The organism is Neobacillus sp. 19, from assembly GCF_049463095.1.
GTDB lineage: Bacteria > Bacillota > Bacilli > Bacillales > Cytobacillaceae > Neobacillus.
On sequence record NZ_JBMPZU010000006.1, the window covers coordinates 16,927 to 35,348 of the forward strand.

Annotated in this window: 13 protein-coding genes and 1 pseudogene; 11 read left to right on the plus strand and 3 right to left on the minus strand. The window is 42.6% G+C overall.

The window, feature by feature from the left end; all coding sequences use genetic code 11:
- Positions 1-72 precede the first annotated feature (72 nt).
- The 9 genes from nikB (at position 73) to ACO1D1_RS01130 (ending at position 10,178) form a co-directional block, all read left to right on the plus strand.
- Positions 73-1,038, plus strand: a complete 966-nt coding sequence (nikB, locus tag ACO1D1_RS01090) for a nickel ABC transporter permease (protein WP_149871887.1) — start codon at positions 73-75, stop codon at positions 1,036-1,038.
- Positions 1,038-1,931, plus strand: coding sequence for an ABC transporter permease (locus ACO1D1_RS01095; RefSeq protein WP_149871886.1), 894 nt, complete (start codon positions 1,038-1,040; stop codon positions 1,929-1,931). The genes nikB and ACO1D1_RS01095 overlap by 1 nt, the downstream gene beginning before the upstream one ends.
- Positions 1,932-1,949: 18 nt before the next feature.
- Complete coding sequence (locus ACO1D1_RS01100) at positions 1,950-2,963, plus strand: ABC transporter ATP-binding protein (RefSeq protein WP_423334649.1); 1,014 nt, start codon at positions 1,950-1,952, stop codon at positions 2,961-2,963.
- Positions 2,956-3,930 carry an ABC transporter ATP-binding protein gene (locus tag ACO1D1_RS01105; RefSeq protein ID WP_149871884.1) on the plus strand — a complete coding sequence of 325 codons (975 nt, stop codon included), beginning with the start codon at positions 2,956-2,958 and terminating at the stop codon, positions 3,928-3,930. The genes ACO1D1_RS01100 and ACO1D1_RS01105 overlap by 8 nt, the downstream gene beginning before the upstream one ends.
- A 17-nt stretch (positions 3,931-3,947) precedes the next feature.
- Entirely contained in the window at positions 3,948-4,898 is a 951-nt protein-coding gene (locus ACO1D1_RS01110) for a DUF1177 domain-containing protein (RefSeq protein ID WP_423334650.1), read from the plus strand.
- Positions 4,895-6,163, plus strand: a complete 1,269-nt coding sequence (locus ACO1D1_RS01115; protein ID WP_423334651.1) for a M20 family metallopeptidase — start codon at positions 4,895-4,897, stop codon at positions 6,161-6,163. The genes ACO1D1_RS01110 and ACO1D1_RS01115 overlap by 4 nt, the downstream gene beginning before the upstream one ends.
- A 186-nt stretch (positions 6,164-6,349) precedes the next feature.
- Entirely contained in the window at positions 6,350-7,111 is a 762-nt protein-coding gene (locus ACO1D1_RS01120; protein ID WP_149871881.1) for an IclR family transcriptional regulator, read from the plus strand.
- A gap of 49 nt (positions 7,112-7,160) precedes the next feature.
- Positions 7,161-8,099, plus strand: coding sequence for an aminopeptidase (locus ACO1D1_RS01125; protein ID WP_423334657.1), 939 nt, complete (start codon positions 7,161-7,163; stop codon positions 8,097-8,099).
- A 333-nt stretch (positions 8,100-8,432) separates the two neighbouring features.
- On the plus strand, positions 8,433-10,178 hold the full coding sequence (locus ACO1D1_RS01130; protein ID WP_423334652.1) for a glycoside hydrolase family 35 protein: 1,746 nt from the start codon (positions 8,433-8,435) through the stop codon (positions 10,176-10,178).
- Between the two features lie 130 nt (positions 10,179-10,308).
- Here the strand turns inward: ACO1D1_RS01130 and ACO1D1_RS01135 are convergent, their stop codons facing one another.
- Positions 10,309-11,196: an AraC family transcriptional regulator gene (locus ACO1D1_RS01135; protein ID WP_423334653.1), complete on the minus strand. Its 888-nt coding sequence runs from the start codon at positions 11,194-11,196 to the stop codon at positions 10,309-10,311.
- A 178-nt stretch (positions 11,197-11,374) separates the two neighbouring features.
- On the opposite strand from ACO1D1_RS01135, the pseudogene ACO1D1_RS01140 reads away from it, so the two are divergent.
- Positions 11,375-14,712, plus strand: a pseudogene (locus tag ACO1D1_RS01140) (DUF5107 domain-containing protein).
- A gap of 224 nt (positions 14,713-14,936) precedes the next feature.
- Here ACO1D1_RS01140 and ACO1D1_RS01145 read toward each other — a convergent pair.
- Positions 14,937-15,422, minus strand: coding sequence for a glutathione peroxidase (locus tag ACO1D1_RS01145; RefSeq protein WP_423334654.1), 486 nt, complete (start codon positions 15,420-15,422; stop codon positions 14,937-14,939).
- Positions 15,423-15,641: 219 nt separating this feature from the next.
- On the minus strand, positions 15,642-16,631 hold the full coding sequence (locus ACO1D1_RS01150; RefSeq protein WP_423334655.1) for a Gfo/Idh/MocA family protein: 990 nt from the start codon (positions 16,629-16,631) through the stop codon (positions 15,642-15,644).
- A 585-nt stretch (positions 16,632-17,216) separates the two neighbouring features.
- Between ACO1D1_RS01150 and ACO1D1_RS01155 the strand changes: the two genes are divergently transcribed.
- Entirely contained in the window at positions 17,217-18,266 is a 1,050-nt protein-coding gene (locus tag ACO1D1_RS01155; protein ID WP_423334656.1) for a LacI family DNA-binding transcriptional regulator, read from the plus strand.
- The last annotated feature ends 156 nt before the right edge of the window (positions 18,267-18,422 follow it).

The window sequence follows — 18,422 nt, forward strand, 5'->3', positions numbered from 1 at the left end:
TGCTACACTTAATCGTAATTCACATACTGAATCAGTGTTTCAAATGGTGAAAGTTAGAAAGGGAGGTAACATATGGGGAAATATATTATTAGAAGACTATTCGATCTTCTGCCAACCATTTTTGTTGTTGCGGTGATTGTGTTTATTATTACCAGGCTGATTCCCGGTGATCCTGCGAGTGTCATGCTTGGACCGCAGGCCAGTGTGGAAGATATACAAGCCTTAAGGCAAGAACTCGGATTAAATGATCCTATATATGTTCAATTCTTCCATTATATTGGCGACCTGCTTCGCGGGAACTTTGGTGTATCGCTTACTTATAATGAGCCGATTGTTCAGTTAATACTGGATCGCTTTCCAAACACACTTATTTTAGCGGCGAGTGCCCTGATTATTGCCTTAGCGGTGGGCGTTCCAGCCGGAATTATTTCAGCTTCGAAACAGAACTCTCTATTAGACTATACGGTTATGCTGGTTTCCTTAATTGGCGTATCCATGCCGATCTTTTGGCTCGGAGTCATGCTCGTCCTGTACTTTAGTGTGAACCTTGGCTGGTTTCCAGCTACCGGGATGGGGTCGCTTGACGAAGGATTCATCCCTTATATCAAACATTTAATCCTTCCAAGTATTACGCTGGCGACGATTCCGATGGCCACCTTTGCCCGGATTACCCGCTCAAGCATGCTCGAAGTGATTTCGCAGGATTATATCAAAACCGCCCGCTCAAAGGGCCTAAGTGAGTTCTGGGTCATTTGCAAGCATGCCTTTAAAAATGCTCTGACACCATTATTAACGGTGCTTGGCATGCAAATCTCGATGCTGCTCGGCGGTGCCGTATTAACGGAAACGATCTTCAGCTGGCCGGGGATGGGGCGTTTAATTGTCGACGCCATCGATAAACGAGACTTTGTTGTCGTTCAAGGAACCGTACTATTTATTGCTGTTATTTTCGTCTTAGTCAATCTATTTGTTGACGTCATGTACAAAGTCGTCAACCCAAGAGTGAATTTAACATCCAACAAAGGAGGGGGCAAATAATGGCTTCAGCACCAACGGCAGTATCATCAAGCAAACCAAATAATAATAAGATCAAAAAAGAAGCAGGCCTATTGAAAAAGTTGCTGCGCAACCGGCTTGCGGCGATTGGCCTTGGCATCACTGCGTTTATGACCATCGTTGCTATTTTCGCTCCATTGATTGCTCCTTATCCACCCAATCAAATGGATGTGGTCAATTCACTCGTAACTCCGGGAACGGACGGACATCTTTTAGGAACTGATAACTATGGAAGAGATTTGTTCAGCCGTTTAGTATTCGGGGCTAGAATTTCGTTAATTGTCGGTATTTCCGCCGTGGTCTTTGGTGCTTTTTTCGGCACATTGCTTGGTTTAGTTTCCGGCTATTTCGGCGGCCGGCTTGACTCGATTATCATGAGAACGATGGATGGATTGTTCGCTTTTCCGTTTATCTTATTAGCCATTACATTAATGACTGTTTTAGGTCAGGGTCTTGTCAATGTCATCATCGCGATTGGGATTGCCAATATTCCCGGATTTGCCAGAATCGTGCGCGGACAGGTGCTCAGTGTGAAAGAAGAGGAATACATTGAGGTCACCCAATCATTGGGTGCAACGAACAGCCGGATTATTTTTCAACATGTTCTGCCAAACTGCTTAGCCCCTCTAATTGTCTATGGAACGATGAGCGTGGCCGGTGCGATTATTTCAGAAGCAGCGTTAAGCTTCTTGGGGCTCGGCGTACAGCCGCCAACCGCCTCATGGGGAAGTATTTTAAAAGATGGAAAGGACTTCTTAGTATTAAGTCCGCATATGGCCACTTTTTCCGGATTAGCGATTTTGGTTACCGTGCTGGGCATTAACTTGTTCGGCGACGGTCTACGCGATGCGCTGGATCCAAAAATGAAAGTGTAGAAGCTGGAGGTGATAGGCATGACAGATTTTTTACTAAAGGTGGAAGACTTGGAAGTGCATTTTCGCTCTTCGTCTTCTGTTGTGAAAGCAGTAAACGGTGTGAGTTTTACCTTAAATAAAAAAGAAACGCTCGGCATTGTCGGTGAGTCCGGTTCGGGAAAAAGTGTGACGGCAACGGCTTTGCTCCGTTTGATCCCAAGTCCGCCCGGAAAGATTGCCGGCGGGAAGATCATGTTTGACGGGAAGGACCTGCTGGCTTTATCGGAAAAAGAGATGCGGTCCGTCAGAGGCAATGAGATTTCAATGATTTTCCAGGATCCGATGACAAGTTTAAATCCTGTCTTTACCGTTGGGAATCAAATCATCGAATCGATCCGCACCCATCGGAAGGTCTCGAAAAAAGAAGCGAAGCAAGCGGCGATCGACATGCTGAAGCTAGTCGGCATTCCGGAAGCGGAAAAACGCATCGATATGTATCCCCACGAATTTTCAGGGGGGATGCGGCAGCGGGTGATGATTGCGATTGCCCTTGCTTGTAATCCGAAACTGTTAATTGCCGATGAGCCAACGACGGCATTGGATGTGACCGTTCAAGCACAAATCCTTGATTTGATGCGGCATCTGCAGGAGACGGTTAATACGTCGATTATTATGATTACCCACGATCTCGGCGTCGTGTGGGAAATGTGTGATAAGGTCATTGTCATGTACGCCGGCAATACCGTTGAATCCGGCAGTGTGAAGACGATTTTTGATAACCCGCTCCATCCGTATACATGGGGATTACTTGATTCCCAGATTACTAGTGAAATCGTAAATGAGCAGAAGCTGCCGGCTATCCCGGGAACGCCGCCTGATTTGCGCCAGGAAATCAACGGCTGCCATTTTGCCGACCGCTGTCCGTATGCACAGGATATTTGTTTTTCGAAAAAACCGAATCTGATTGAGGTAGAGGAAGGCCATTTTACTTCCTGCCATTTCCAAACGAAGGAAGAACGGCTTGAAAGAAAGGAGAAGGCGTATCATGGCTGAGGCGATTATTAAAGTAGAAAATTTAAAAAAGCATTTCCCGATCCAGGATCCGCTTCCTTTCAAAAAATCAAAGCTTAGTGTTAAAGCGGTCGATGGCGTCAGTTTCGAAGTCTTTCGCGGGGAAACACTGGGGATTGTCGGGGAATCGGGCTGCGGTAAATCAACGATGGCTCGGTTAATCAACCAATTGATCCGCCCGTCTGACGGCAAGGTGGTTTTTAAAGGCCAGGATTTAGCATCGATGGGGACGAAGGAAATTCGGGCATCTCGGAAATCAATTCAAATGGTGTTCCAGAACCCGTATGCCTCGTTAGACCCAAGAAAAACGATTAAACAGTTAATTGCTGAACCGTTAGAAATTCATAACGTCGGCGATAAACAATCGCGGAATAAGCGCGTTCAAGAATTATTAGAAGTGGTGGGCTTAAGCAGCTACCACGCAGACCGCTACCCGCATGAATTTTCAGGGGGACAGCGGCAGCGGATTAATATCGCCCGTGCGCTTGCGTTAAATCCGGATGTGATTATCTGTGACGAGCCGGTTTCGGCCTTGGATGTATCCGTCCAGGCACAGGTGATTAATCTCTTAAAAGATTTACAGAAGCAATTTGACTTAACCTATATTTTTATCTCGCATGATTTAAATGTGGTCCGCTATATGTGTGACAGAATTGCCGTGATGTACCTCGGAAAAATCGTCGAAATCGGCACCTTTGCTGAAATTTACGAAAACCCGCTTCATCCGTATACAAAGGCGCTGCTGTCGGCGATCCCGAAAGAAAGCCCTTATGAGAAGAAAGAACGAATTCTATTAAAAGGGGATGTGCCAAGTCCCGTTAATCCGCCTTCAGGCTGTCATTTCCATCAAAGATGCCCGCATGCAATGGACATCTGCAAAACGGCCAGACCGGAGTTGAAGCAGCACGAGGCAGCGCAGCGAGTGGCCTGCCATCTTTTCGAATCATAATATTGGAGGGAATTTGAATGTCATTGAAACATGTTATGGAAGTTTTAGAAATTATGGATAGTATTCATGTAACCGGCGAGGATGTTAAAAGCTACCTGGAAGAGATTTCAACAATTGGGCAGGTGACCGTTCAAACGGTAGAAGGCAAAGCCGGCTCGACTGATTTTATTAAAGTTGTCATTCCTGGTGAAAACGGGAAGTCAAATGGCGGAAATGCGCCAACGCTTGGGGTCATCGGACGCCTCGGCGGCATTGGTGCCCGTCCTGAAGTAAAAGGCTTTGTGTCTGACGGTGACGGCGCCTTATCATGTATGGCCGCTGCTGCAAAGCTCCTTGATATGACTGGAAAGGGAGACCGCTTAAACGGAGATATCATTTTAACAACCCATATTTGCCCGACAGCGCCAACCTTGCCGCATGACCCCGTTCCGTTTATGGACTCACCGGTCGACATCTTAGCGATGAACCAGCATGAAGTAACAGAAGAAATGGATGCCATTCTTTCGATTGATACGACAAAAGGAAATATCATTACCAATCATAAAGGTTTTGCCATTACACCAACCGTTAAAGAGGGCTATATTTTAAAAATCAGCCAGGATTTATTACATGTGTATACCCAATCAGCAGGCCGCCTGCCGGTAACCCTGCCGATTACGACACAAGATATCACTCCTTACGGTAATGGCGTTTACCATGTGAATAGTATTCTTCAGCCAGCTGTCGCAACAAAGAGCCCGGTTGTCGGGATTGCGATTACAACGGAAACCGCTGTTGCCGGCTGCGGCACCGGGGCAACGCATCCAATGGATGTGGAGCAGGTGGTCCGCTATGTGATTGAAGTAGCCAAACTGTTCGGCGATGGGAAATGTTCATTTTATGATGAAGCAGAATTTACCCGCCTTGAGCAGTTATATGGAAAAATGACACATCTACAAACAAAAGGAAATCAGGTGACTGCAGGATGAGTGATCTAACTGCCTTAAAACAACGGTTGATTGATGAAGTCGAAGCGCATAAGGATGAATTGATTGAGCTTTGCGGGTCGTTAATTAAGATTCCGAGTGAAAATCCGCCGGGAGACTCTACAGAAATTTCTCAGTTTATCACAGATTACCTTGGCCATTATGGTCTTGATGCCGACTGGCACGAATCAAGTGAGAAAATGTTTAATCTACTTTCCAGTATCGGCAGCGATCAGGGGAAAGAATTAATCTACTGCGGACACACGGATGTTGTTCCTGCAGGAGACTTGTCCAAATGGGATTTTGATCCTTTTTCCGGAGAAGTCAAGGATGGCTGGATGCTTGGCCGCGGTGCAAGCGATATGAAGGCAGGCCTTGCCGGATTAATTTTTGTCTTTGCATTATTAAAACGGTTAGACGTTGAGCTCCCAGGGAAACTCACGCTCGCGATTGTGCCGGATGAAGAAACAGGCGGAGAATTCGGTGTTCCATGGTTATTGGAAAAGGGTTTGATTAAAGGGGACGGCGCCTTGATTGCTGAGCCTTCTTCCCGCTTGAATCCGACCATCGGCCAAAAAGGTTCTTACTGGTTCGAGCTTGAAGTGTTCGGGGAACCGGGCCATGGCAGCTTGTCACCTCTCGCTGGCAATAACGCCATCACCGATGCGATTGCTGCGATTGAAAAAATCAGAACGCTTTGGGATTTGACCATTGAGATTCCGGAAGAAGTTCAAGGGTTAATCGACGTCTCCAAACGCTATATGCGCGAGGTGGAGAAGGAACGTGAGAAGTTCCAGCCAGTGCTTGAAAAAGTGACTGTTAATATTGGCACGATTCAAGGCGGAACGAAATCCAATGTCATCCCTGAAAGCTGTAAGGTGCAGGTTGATTGCCGTTTGCCATTCGGGATTACCCGTGATGAAGTGTCGGCTTATTTGAAGAAAAATCTCGATGAATTAGGCATCCGCTATGAAATTCGTCCATTCGGATTCAGAAGTCATGCCAATTATACAAGTGCTGAGGATCCTGTATGCCAGGCGATTGTCGATAATATTAGCTTTGTCACCGGCGAAGAGGCGTATGGCGTGATGCAATGGGCGAGCAGTGACGCCCGCCACTTCAGGGATTATCAGATTCCTGTTTTGCAATACGGCCCGGCCTATTTACCGACGATTCACGGATACAATGAACGCGTTCAAGTTGAAGATATTATTCGTTGTGCCAAGGTCTATATTGCCGCGGTAGTGGATTTTCTTTTTGAAAAATAATTCAGATACGGGCGGCTTTGTTGGCTGAGGCCGCCTAGGTCTTTTGGCGCAGTTATTCTCTTTAACTTTTACTCCCTTTAAAGTTAGAGGATAGCTGCTTATTCATGTGACAGCTATTGATTTTTCCAGATTTTCATTATCTAATAATAATAGGGAATTTGGATGGGGCGGGGGGCGTACTTCTAGATGTTAAAAACCTTAGACCTAGCGCTAAAGGTATTAATGATGTTTACAAAGGAAAGACCGGTATGGGGCGGTCGAGAGCTAGCAAATGAACTTGGCTTGAATCATACCAATATTTATCGCATTCTCGAAACCTTAGAAAAAAATAGATTTATATCAAAAGATAAAGAGACAAAAAAATATTCATTAGGCTACGCGACATGGGAATTAGGCATGATTATGTACGAAAGCCTGAATGTGACAAAATTAATCCACCCGATTCTTGAACGCTTAAAGGATCAAACCGGCGAGTCAATCTTCTTGACGATCTTAGACCGGGATGAGGCAGTGACCCTTGATGTGGTCGAGCCGGAGAATAAAGTGAAGTTTTCTGTATATGCAGGAAGCCGAGCGCCGTTATATGTCGGTGCCTCTTATCGCACCATTCTCGCGTACATGCCTGATGAGTTTATTGATTCAGTAGTTGAGCGGGGATTGGTGAAATACACGAAAACGACAATGACGGATCCGGACACACTCCGTGCAGAATTGGAAAAAATTAAGGAGCAAGGCTGGGCGCTAAGTCAGGGGGAATATACGCCTGAAGTGATTGCAATCGCCGTTCCTTTGTTTGACAAAGGAGAGATTATTGGCTCTGTAACCGTATCCGGCCCTACGTACCGGATGAAGGACGAAAACATTCAAGAATATATTCCGCTTTTACAACAAACAAGGGATGAAGTAAGCGATGTCATCCGAAGATATCAATTGAAGCTGAAAATATAACGTTGAAGTGGATAGCTAATAAATATAACACCAGGGGCTTGGAGGGAGTATTATGCAAGAATTAATTGAAGTGGCCAAATCGATCTTGAATCATAATTTACACGTGAAGGAAAATGAGCATATCCTGATTGTGACCGATTCGGAATCTAGTGAAATTGCTGATGTGTTTGACCAGGCAGGTGCGCATTTAGGAAATGAAACAATCGTCATGAAAATGGCGACGCGAACAAAATCCGGAGAAGAACCGCCGCGCCCGGTTGCCGAAGCGATGAAAGCGGCGGAGGTTGTTCTGTGCATTACTCATCATTCTTTAACCCATACAAAAGCGCGAAAAGAAGCCTCCGCTTGCGGCGCGCGTGTCGCAACCATGCCGGGAATAACCATCGATATGCTTGAGGAAGGTGCGATTACGGCCGATTATGCGGAGGTAGAAGAGTTAACCGCCTCTTATTGTGAGCTGCTTGAGGCGGGGGAACTTGTTACGATCGAGAAGGAAGATACGAAACTATCATTTTCAATCAAAGGAAGAAAAGGAATCCCGAGTACCGGTGTATTCCGCGAAAAAGGAGAGTCCGGAAATCTCCCTTCCGGTGAAAGCTATATCGCTCCGCTAGAAGATTCCGCCAATGGAACGATTCTTGTCGATGGTTCGATTGCCGGCATTGGTGTCGTTAGCGAACCAGTATTGTTAACCATAAAAAACGGAAGGCTCATCGATGCCAGCGGCGTACAGGGACAGCAGTTACTGCAATTACTCGGTGACGGCAACGGCCGAATCATCGCGGAATTTGGCATCGGCACCAATAAAAAAGCGCGATTAACTGGCAACGTCCTAGAAGATGAGAAGGTCTATGGAACCGTACATATCGCCTTCGGCAGCAACAAACCCTTCGGCGGCACCAACGAAGCCGGTGTCCACATCGACTGCGTCATTAAGGACCCGATTTTCACAATTGATGACAAGAAGAGCCATTTCGATTTTTTATAGTAAATTAAATAGTGTATGAAAAAGACGACTCTAACATCCTAAATTAGGTTTTGAGGCGTCCATAAAACGAACCTAATGACAATTACATGAGGGCACAGCTAGCTCCTTTCTGCTAGCTGTGCCTTTTGTTCTGTGCAAATCTTCCGAAAGTGGGGACTGACTCCCAAGCGTAATTTTTATTGATTTATAAGATAATCAGAATATTATCCATCATAAACAGAATTTCGTTGATTGTTTGTGCAAGGTTTTCCCTGTATTGTCGATGTGTAAGCAATGAAAAGGAGGGAGTTCATTGGTTAGAACTTATTTTAAGCAAAAGAAAGAAGGTGTAGTATGGCAAGGTTAACATATAATCAACAATCATTCTTAATGGATGGCGAGGAAATTCAGTTACTTGGCGGTGCGATGCATTATTTTAGGACAGTACCGGAATATTGGGAGGATCGGTTAATTAAAATCAAAGAATGCGGGTTCAATACGGTTGAAACCTGTATTGCTTGGAACATGCATGAACCTGAGGAAGGACAATTTGTTTTCGATGGGATTGCGGACATTGAGCGGTTTATTAAAACAGCTGAAAAAGTGGGCCTGTATGTTATTGTTAGACCTGGTCCGTATATGTGTGGAGAGTGGGAATTTGGCGCGTTTCCCTATTGGCTCTTGACAGTACCGAATATCAAATTCCGCTGCTACAATGAACCATTTTTAGAGAAAGTAGATGCGTATTTCGATGTCCTATTTGACCGTTTGCGCCCGCTGCTGAGTTCAAATGGCGGTCCGATTATTGCCCTGCAAGTCGAAAATGAATACGGCAGTTTTGGAAATGACAAAAAGTATTTGAACTATTTGCGCGACAGCATCAAAAGACGGGTCAATGATGAGCTGCTGTTTACTTCTGATGGACCGCTACCAAGCATGCTCCATGGCGGGATGATTGAAGGTGTGTTGGAAACGGTCAATTTTGGTTCGCGAACGGAAGCCGCATTTGAACAATTACAGCGCTTACAGCCTAACTGCCCAGTTATGTGCATGGAATTTTGGCATGGTTGGTTTGATCATTGGGGTGAGGAGCATCATACGAGAACAGCTGAAAGTCTTCTCGAGTCGCTAGAGCCGATGCTTAAGCAAAAAGCCTCTGTAAATTTTTATTTGGCACACGGCGGGACCAATTTTGGCTTCTATAATGGCGCCAATCATAGTGAAGAAGAGTATCAGCCGACGATTACCAGCTATGATTATGATGCATTATTGACGGAAGCAGGGGACATTACAGAGAAATTCCTTGCGGTCAGAAAGATGTTTGAACAATATGTTGAATTGCCAGAAATGAACGTACCTCCCAATACACCAAAGAAACACTTTGGAGTGGTTCAATTTACGGAGCATGCGGCATTGCTTGATTCATTAGAGCAACTTTCTGTTCCGCAGCAAAGTCAAAGCCCTTTAACGATGGAACATTATGGTCAAGCGTATGGATTTATTGTCTATGAAACAGTCATTAAAGGTGCGTATGGTAAGCAGACATTAACGGTTCAAGATGTCCATGACCGTGGTCAGATTTATTTGAATGGTCAATATGCCGGGTTAGTCGAACGAATCGGCGGCCGCTCCCGTATTGAGGTAGAGATCACAGAGGATGAGACAAAACTCCAGATTATTGTTGAAAATATGGGACGAATCAATTATGGGCCATTCCTTACAGATTACAAAGGAATTACAGAAGGTGTCCGATTAGGCAACCAATTTTTATTTGATTGGACTGTCTATCCATTACCTTTAAAAGATTTGAGTCAATTGGTATTCACATCTGAAGAGCCGAAGGAAAATCATCCTTCTTTTCACCGTGGTATGTTGACAGTTCATGAGGCGGCAGATACTTTCATTGATCTGTCTGAATGGACAAAAGGCGTTGTCTTTGTAAATGGTCATAATCTTGGCCGCTACTGGGAGATTGGTCCGCAGCAAACACTGTATGTTCCAGCCCCATTTTTACAAGTGGGAGAAAATGAAATTGTAATATTGGAATTACACGATCATGCAGAATGTGTAAAGTTTGTTGACCAGCCTGTTTTAGGATAATGTCATAAAAGTAGAAAAAATGCTGGAATTTTTGATCAACATGCACCTTTAACACAGCCTTCAATAAAGGTAAAAAAAGTATCCCATTAAGGGGTACTTTTTTCTGTGCTATCAGAATTTATATCAACTTTTAGCCCTTTTGTATCATCCGATATTCAGAAGGTGAGCAGCCCATAATTTTTTTGAAGATTCTCGAAAAATAATAAGGATCCATCTCTAGTGAAATCGCAATTTGTTTCACCGTTTGATTCGTTAAATCTAACATTTGGCCAGCATGATTGATTTTCAAACGAAGAAAATAATCAACTGGTGGAAAACTTGTTTCCTGTTTGAAAAGATGAATAAGATGTTGTTTTGATAAACCAGCATATTGTGCAAGTTCTGAAAGCGTAATCGTGCCATTAATGTTTTCATTCATATAATTGATGGCTTTTTCAAGATACAGCTTTTTTCTTTCTTTCTGTAATGTTTGCGTGCTTGTCAAACCAAGTATGCTTAACAGATATTTTATCGTTTGAGAAACGCTTATATGATGTAAGGGAGAGTAAAGTTTATGTAAAAGAGTGTCATAGCATTGATTAAATAACTCTACAAATTTTACAAAGGTACTGATTGGAATTTGTAAAAGACCTTCATCTAAACCGAAACAAGTAACCAGTTCTTTCACTTGGCTTCCTTTTATATGGAACCAATATATACTCCAAGGATTCTGTTCAGCTGCACCGTAAGAGTGTGGAGTCCCAGCTGGTATGACAATCAGCATATTTGCTTTAAGCTTTAATGGCTTAGCGCCATTAAGTTCCACCCAGCCCTCCCCGGCTGCACAATAGATTAAAATGGTTGTGTCGCACCCTTCACTGCGGTCACGATAATGATATTTTGCATGTGGGAAGTATCCGATATCGGTTACATATAGGCTTTGGAGCAAAGGGTTTTCTATTATTTCTTCGATTATGTATTCAGGTAGGACGAGGAGTTTTTCTGATTCAAACCCTTCTTGCTTCTTTACAGTATCCACTACAAATCACTCCATTGATCCCGCATTAACCCCTAAAGGAAATTCTCAAATGTATATTTATTTATTTATTTTATTAGAAAATCAGAATATTGTCCATCACAAACAGAACTTCGTTGATTGTTTGTGGAATGTTTTCCTTGTATTGTCAATGTGTAAGCATTGAAAAGGAGTGAGTTCATTGGAAAGTACTGAACAAAAGGTACGTATTTGGGAGGAAAAAAGAGAGATCCCTACTTATGGTGTTGGAAAGCCTGAAAAAAACCCAATGTTTCTTGAAAAGCGAGTTTATCAGGGCAGTACAGGAAAGGTTTATCCCTATCCGGTTATAGATAAAATTTTAGATAATATATCATTACAATCTTACAAACTGATTATGATAGAAAACGAATATCTTTATATTGAAATAATGCCTGAAATAGGAGGGCGGATTTACCGAGCACTCGATAAAACAAATGATTATGATTTTGTCTATTACAATCGTGTTATTAAACCAGCGCTTGTTGGGCTGGCAGGTCCATGGATTTCCGGTGGTATTGAGTTTAATTGGCCGCAGCATCATCGTCCAAACACATTCGGACCGGTGGAATATACGACTACCGAAAATGAGGATGGCAGTGCAACCGTATGGGTAAGTGAAATTGATCGGATGTATGGAACAAAAGTAACAGCTGGATTTACTTTATATCCAGGTAAAGCATACTTGGAAGTCAAGGCACAAGTATATAACCGTACACCGGAGCCTCAAACCTTTCTGTGGTGGGCAAATCCGGCAGTAGCAGTAAATGATCATACGCAATCCGTTTTCCCCCTGATGTACATGCTGTTTTTGATCATGGGAAACGTGATGTTTCACGGTTCCCAATTGCTACAGGGACCTATTATAAGATGGATTATTCCGAGGGAGTCGATATTTCACGCTATAAGAATATCCCTGTGCCAACCTCTTATATGGCTTATAAGTCTGAATATAACTTTGTCGGAGGGTATGACCATAGCGTGCAGGCAGGGTTGCTTCATGTGGCAAATCATCACATATCTCCAGGGAAAAAACAATGGACATGGGGGAATGGTGATTTTGGGCAGGCTTGGGATCGCAATTTAACGGATGAAGATGGGCCGTACATTGAATTAATGACTGGTGTTTATACCGACAATCAACCAGATTTCACTTGGCTGCAGCCATATGAGGAAAAGACTTTCACTCAATACTTCATGCCGTATAAAAATATTGGTGTTGTTAAAAATGCTTCTATTGATGCGGCAGTGACATTGGAATTGAATGAGATATCTAATGAAGCTTCCATTTCCGTTTATACGACAGCAGTTTTTGAAGGTGCGATCATCGAATTGAAAGGAAATGGATCTACTTATCTAAAAGAAACAGTCAGCCTGTCGCCTGCTCATACATTCCAAACGGTCATTGCGCTTGAAAAGGGAGTGCAGGAACATGATCTTCAAGTAATAGTAAGTGACAAAAATGGAAATCGTTTAATTTCTTATCAGCCTGAGAAGCGAAGAATAGAGGAAATACCTGACGCGGCAAAACCTTTACCTCGGCCGGAAGAATTAAAAACGACTGAGGAATTATTTTTAGCAGGATTGCACTTAGAACAATACCGCCATGCTACTTTTGAACCGGAAGACTATTATGTAGAAGGATTAAAGCGTGATTCCAAGGATATTCGAATCAATGTTGCCTATGGAACTTTATTATTACGTAGGGGATTATTTGCGGAAAGTGAAAAATACTTCCGGACTGCGATTCGTTCATTAACCGGGCGTAACCCTAATCCATATGACTCTGAAGCATTTTATCAACTTGGAGTATCCCTCAAGCTGCAGGGGAAATTAAAGGAAGCCTTTTCGGCATTCTATAAATCTGTTTGGTCCTCCGCATGGCAGGATAGCGGCTACTTCTCACTGGCACAAATTGCAGTTGAGAATGGATCGTTTTTAGAGGCATTAGACCTTATTGAAAAATCACTAAATCGCAATGTTCGAAATTACAAAGGGCGTCATCTGAAAACGGCCATACTCCGTAAACTCGAACGCTTTCATGAAGCGAAAGGTTTTGCTGAAGAGACGCTTCGGATGGATATTGCCGATTTTGGAGCTTATAACGAGCTTTATTTAGTGTTGATGGAACTTGGTCAAACAGAGGAGGCTTATCTTACTTTAGCTGAACTCCAGCAATTACTGCGAGACGATGTTCAAAACTATCTCAATGTAGCCGCTGATTATGAAGGGTGCGGACTATATGAAGAGGCCATTCAAGTACTGAATCGTGTTGTTCCAGATGCGTGTAGTGATGTATATCCCCTTCTGCATTACTCGATGGCTTATTTATATTCCAAAACAAACCAATGTAAAAAGGCAGACATATATCGTAAAGCAGGAAGTGCGTCAACAGCAGATTATTGTTTTCCAAATAGCTTGTTTGAATTCATTGTATTAGAGGAGGCTATTCGCGCCAATCCAAAGGATGATAAAGCGAGTTACTATTTGGGTAACTTGCTATATGATAAAAAACGATACAAAGAAGCCGTTGTCTTGTGGGAAAAGTCAAGGCAAGAGAATCCTCAATTTGCTACAGTGCACCGGAACTTAGCGCTTGCCTATTACAATCAATTCCAGGATTCAACAAAGGCACTTGATTCATTAGAAACAGCATTTCACTGTAATAGGTCAGATGCACGAGTATTGTATGAATTGGATCAGTTATATAAAAAGCTAGGGATTACCCCTGAAAAGAGAATAGCACATCTGAATGCTAACCTGGAATTGGTCGAAGCTAGGGATGATCTGTTTGTTGAATATGTGACATTATTAAATACTTTAGGGCAATTCCGTAAATCTATTGAATTACTTAGCCATCGCAAGTTTCATCCATGGGAAGGCGGGGAAGGAAAAGTTACTGGTCAATATGTATTTGCACATATTGAGCTTGGAAAGCATTACCTTTCAGAAATGAAATGGGATGAAGCGATTCAAGCCTTGGATGAAGCCTTAGTATATCCACATAACTTAGGAGAAGGGAAACTTCAGGGGGCGCAGGAAAATCATATCCATTATTATCTTGGCTGTGCATATGAGGGGTTAGGGGATCTCGAGAAATCAAACAAGTACTTCTTTCTTGCCTCGCAAGGATTAGAGGAGCCTGCAAGTGCAATGTATTATAATGACGCACCACCAGAAACGATTTTTTATCAAGGCTTAGCAATGCTCAAATTGAAAAACGAGAAAGAAGCGAAACGGAGATTTAATAAATTGATAGATTATGGTGAAAGCCATTTGTTTGACGATCCAAAGATTGATTATTTTGCTGTATCGCTTCCAGACTTTCTTGTGTTTAATGATGACCTTAAAAAAAGAAATGAAATCCATTGCCGTTACATGAGGGCACTAGGTCTAATTGGTTTAAACAACTGCGATCAAGCAAGGGAACAGCTGAAACTGGTACTAAGTCTTGACCCAAATCATCAAGGTGCTTTCATTCATCTAAAACCATGTAATTAATACTATCGCTAAGCGGAAAGGAGCAAAACAAAGTGAAATCAAACGGGCGTAGTTTGTGGTCAGCGCTAGGTAAAACATTTTTTTAATAGTTCAGATAACCATAAATAGAAAAGTAAGATAGGGAGGAAGCGGGAAATAAACTATTATTATGAGCCCCCACTCCCTGCCTAGCCATGGAAATAAATGTAGAGATCAAAATTTCCCGCATTTGGAAACCGTTCTGGTTATGTTTCAGAAAATATTTTTTCTATATCGGCTTTAATTTTGCTTGGATCGATTGTTGGAGCATAGCGTTTGATTACTTGGCCGTCACGGTTGACGAGGAATTTTGTGAAATTCCACTTGATCATTGGAGATAGAAGACCTCTCTTTTCTTCTTTTAAAAACTTGAATAATGGATCGGCATTTGGGCCGTTTACCTCCACTTTTGCGAAGATGGGAAAGGTTACTCCGTAGTTTACCTGGCAGAACTCCGTTGTTTTTTCAATTTGGGCAAATTCCTGATTGTTGAACTGAGAACATGGAAAACCCAATATCTCCAGCCCATGGTCTTTATATGTATCATATAGTTTTTGCAGTCCAGCAAATTGCGGCGTAAACCCACATTTGCTGGCTGTATTTACAATGAGGAGCGGCTTGCCCTCGAATTCTTGTAGTGATTTCCTCTCACCATTCGGCATATTTACGTGAAAGTCATAAACGGTTTTCATTGTGTTCACTCCTTTAAAAATGGACATTGTGGACATGCTGCCCTACTGTTGGCAGATAAAGCTATTTTAGAACAAAATGGAGACGCGTTCCCATGCGACATTTTTATCCGTCCAGATTGGAAGCAAAGAGGAACGAATTTCAAAAAAATTTACCCTGTTGATAACTTGGGATTAGTTGTCTGATTCCGGCTAGAGCCAAGGCGCTTGAGCTTTTTGGTTTTACCCTTCATTATCATCACGTAATATAATCGGAATGCCTTTGGTGGCTGATTCCAATGCCGCACAGGTAACGCGGTGGGTCTGATAGGCGTCATGATAATCTGATAATATTCGGGAAGAATCCCCCGTCCTAACAGCGTGTAGGAATGCTTCACTTTCTGTTTGATAGGGATTCATAGAATCGGAAAACTTGGATTGTGTCCCCTCGAAGTTCACGTCTAACCGGGATGGCGACCAGTCGATCGTCCCCTGATCGGTATAAAAAGTCATTCCTGTTCTTGACATGGGAGGGGGAAGAAGGCAAGTATTCGCAATGTTCGCCACTGTTCCGTTTTTTAGCTTCATATTTACTGTACCCACATCAGCTACTGTTATAGATGGATCCTTTTCAGCGGTCGCACTCGTGCCAAACATAGCATACACCTCATCAATTTCTCCACATACATAACGGAGTAAATCAACTATATGGGTGGTTTGTTCGATAAACTGTCCCCCCGATATTCGTTGGTTTTTCCACCAGTCAACTCCAGGCATAGTGCCCATCCATTGCCCCAGAGTAATCCCAGATGTGCAGGCACTCATCATCTTCTTTACCAACTGGACCGATTCTGTATAGCGAAAGTGATATCCAACCGAGGTAATCAATGATTTCTGCTGAATGGCTGTTAGTAAGTTACGAGGGGTTTCCAGGTCAACACCCAGCGGCTTCTCTACAAAAAAGGGAATAGAGCGGTGGACTAACTCCCGTTCTATCTCTCCATGTGCTCCAGGGGGAACACAGATATATACAGCATCCAATTCGTTAGCATCGAGCATATCCTCTATATGACTATACCCTTTTGCCCCATCAAATTTGGCGGCGAGTTTTTCAGCTTTATCTATGCTGGTACCACAAATAGAGCGAATTTGAACACCGTCCATTTGTGATAATATCGCTCCATGGTGATACCCAAAATTCCCCGTTCCTACTATTCCAATCTGTATGTTCACTATAATCCCCCTCGAATTAATTTTTTGACTATTCTATTATTATTACCTCTAGTATAACGGAATCCATATCCGTCACCAACTAAAAGAAGATTCCAAAGAACAATGGAGAAATCTAAATTTATTAATAAGTGTTGACAGAATATTCTGATGGAATATATAGTAGTATTAATCGAAATTTTCTATTTAATCGCTCCTATGTTTTTAAATGGTATAACTCCCATCTTTTAAGAGAAGGTATTTTTTTACCCAATCGGAAAACGTTTGGATAATATCATGAAAACGCTATTGAGGGTAGATCAAGGGGGTGATTCAACAATGTTTCGTAAGGATACAGATTTGAGGAGGAGTATGGAGACGGATAAGGTTCGAATCGGAAAATTCGGGGCTGGACTACGCAGTGAAATTGCAAATTACTGCCATAACCCAGATAAATGAGGATAAAGTGTAGAAGATATAGTAGTTACCTGAATCTTTATATTAATCACCGAAAGAGTTATTGACGGAAAATTATTAATAGTGATATAGTTGGATTAATTCATAAAAGGTAAAATTTGCCCTAAGTTAGAATTCTGAGGTGTATTAGCAGTGGCAAGACTAAAGGATATTGCAGAATATGTAGGCGTTTCCATCTCTACTGTTTCGCGCGTCATTCAAAATGACCAAACACGAAATGTGAATCAGGAAACAAGAAATAAAATTTGGGAGGCTGTCAAGGAGTTAGGCTATATCCCTAATCAGCATGCCCGAAATTTAGTGACAAATAAGAAAAATCCCAGTAAGACTAGAACCATGGAAATCGGCTGGGTTGCCACGCCTATGAAAGCAGAAGTAAACCCGTATTTTGTTGATATTTATACAGGCATTCGCGACACCCTGGCAGCTCACGAGTACACCTTGATAAGTATTACCAAGGATGAGTTAGAAAATGAAGTACTGCTACAAAAGACCATACATGAATCAGGAATTGAGGGATTGCTCCTTATTGATCAGATTGAAGACAGTCTGATCGACTATATTCAACAATACCTTCCTGTTGTAGGGTTGGACTTTTTCTATACTGATAAGAATATTGCGATTGTGGATTACGACAGGTCAGCTGCAATTCAAAAGGTGGTACAGCACTTATACAACCAAGGGCATCAACACATTGGCTTTATTGGTGGCGGTGTGGATGAAGGTTTTGGAAATTTGCAGGCCGAACACCGGTATAAAGGGTACCTCACTGCGATGAATGAAGCAGGGTTAACGATTCAGCCGCAATGGGTGATCAATACGGTATGGCAAATGGATAATAGTTATGAAGAAATGAATCGGCTAATAAAAGAGAATCCAGATGGGCTGCCCACAGCAATGGTTTGTGCAAGTGATATGATGGCGATTCCTGCCATGAGAGCAGTTATTGAAAATGATCTTCAAATCCCAGAGGATATCGCCTTTTTTGGAGTGGATAATAGTGAAATGGGGAAGTATTCCTCCCCGCCTCTATCAACCGTTGATATCCCCAAATATGAAATGGGAAGAATGGCAGCAAAAGCAATCATGGAAATGGTTGAAGAGAAAGTGAAATTGCCGCTTAAGATTATTTTGCCTTATGAATTGTTGTTTCGTGAATCTTCTACTATAAAACGGACCTAGAGGGTTCTTTTTTTACCCGATGTTGGAAAACGTTTGGATAGTATAAGGAAAATTGCCTTAAGAAATAAAGGGATGACGAAGGAGAGAAAAGGAAAATGAACAGAATGACTGCCATCATCATTGGAGCAGGTGATCGGGGGGCAAGGGCGTATGCAG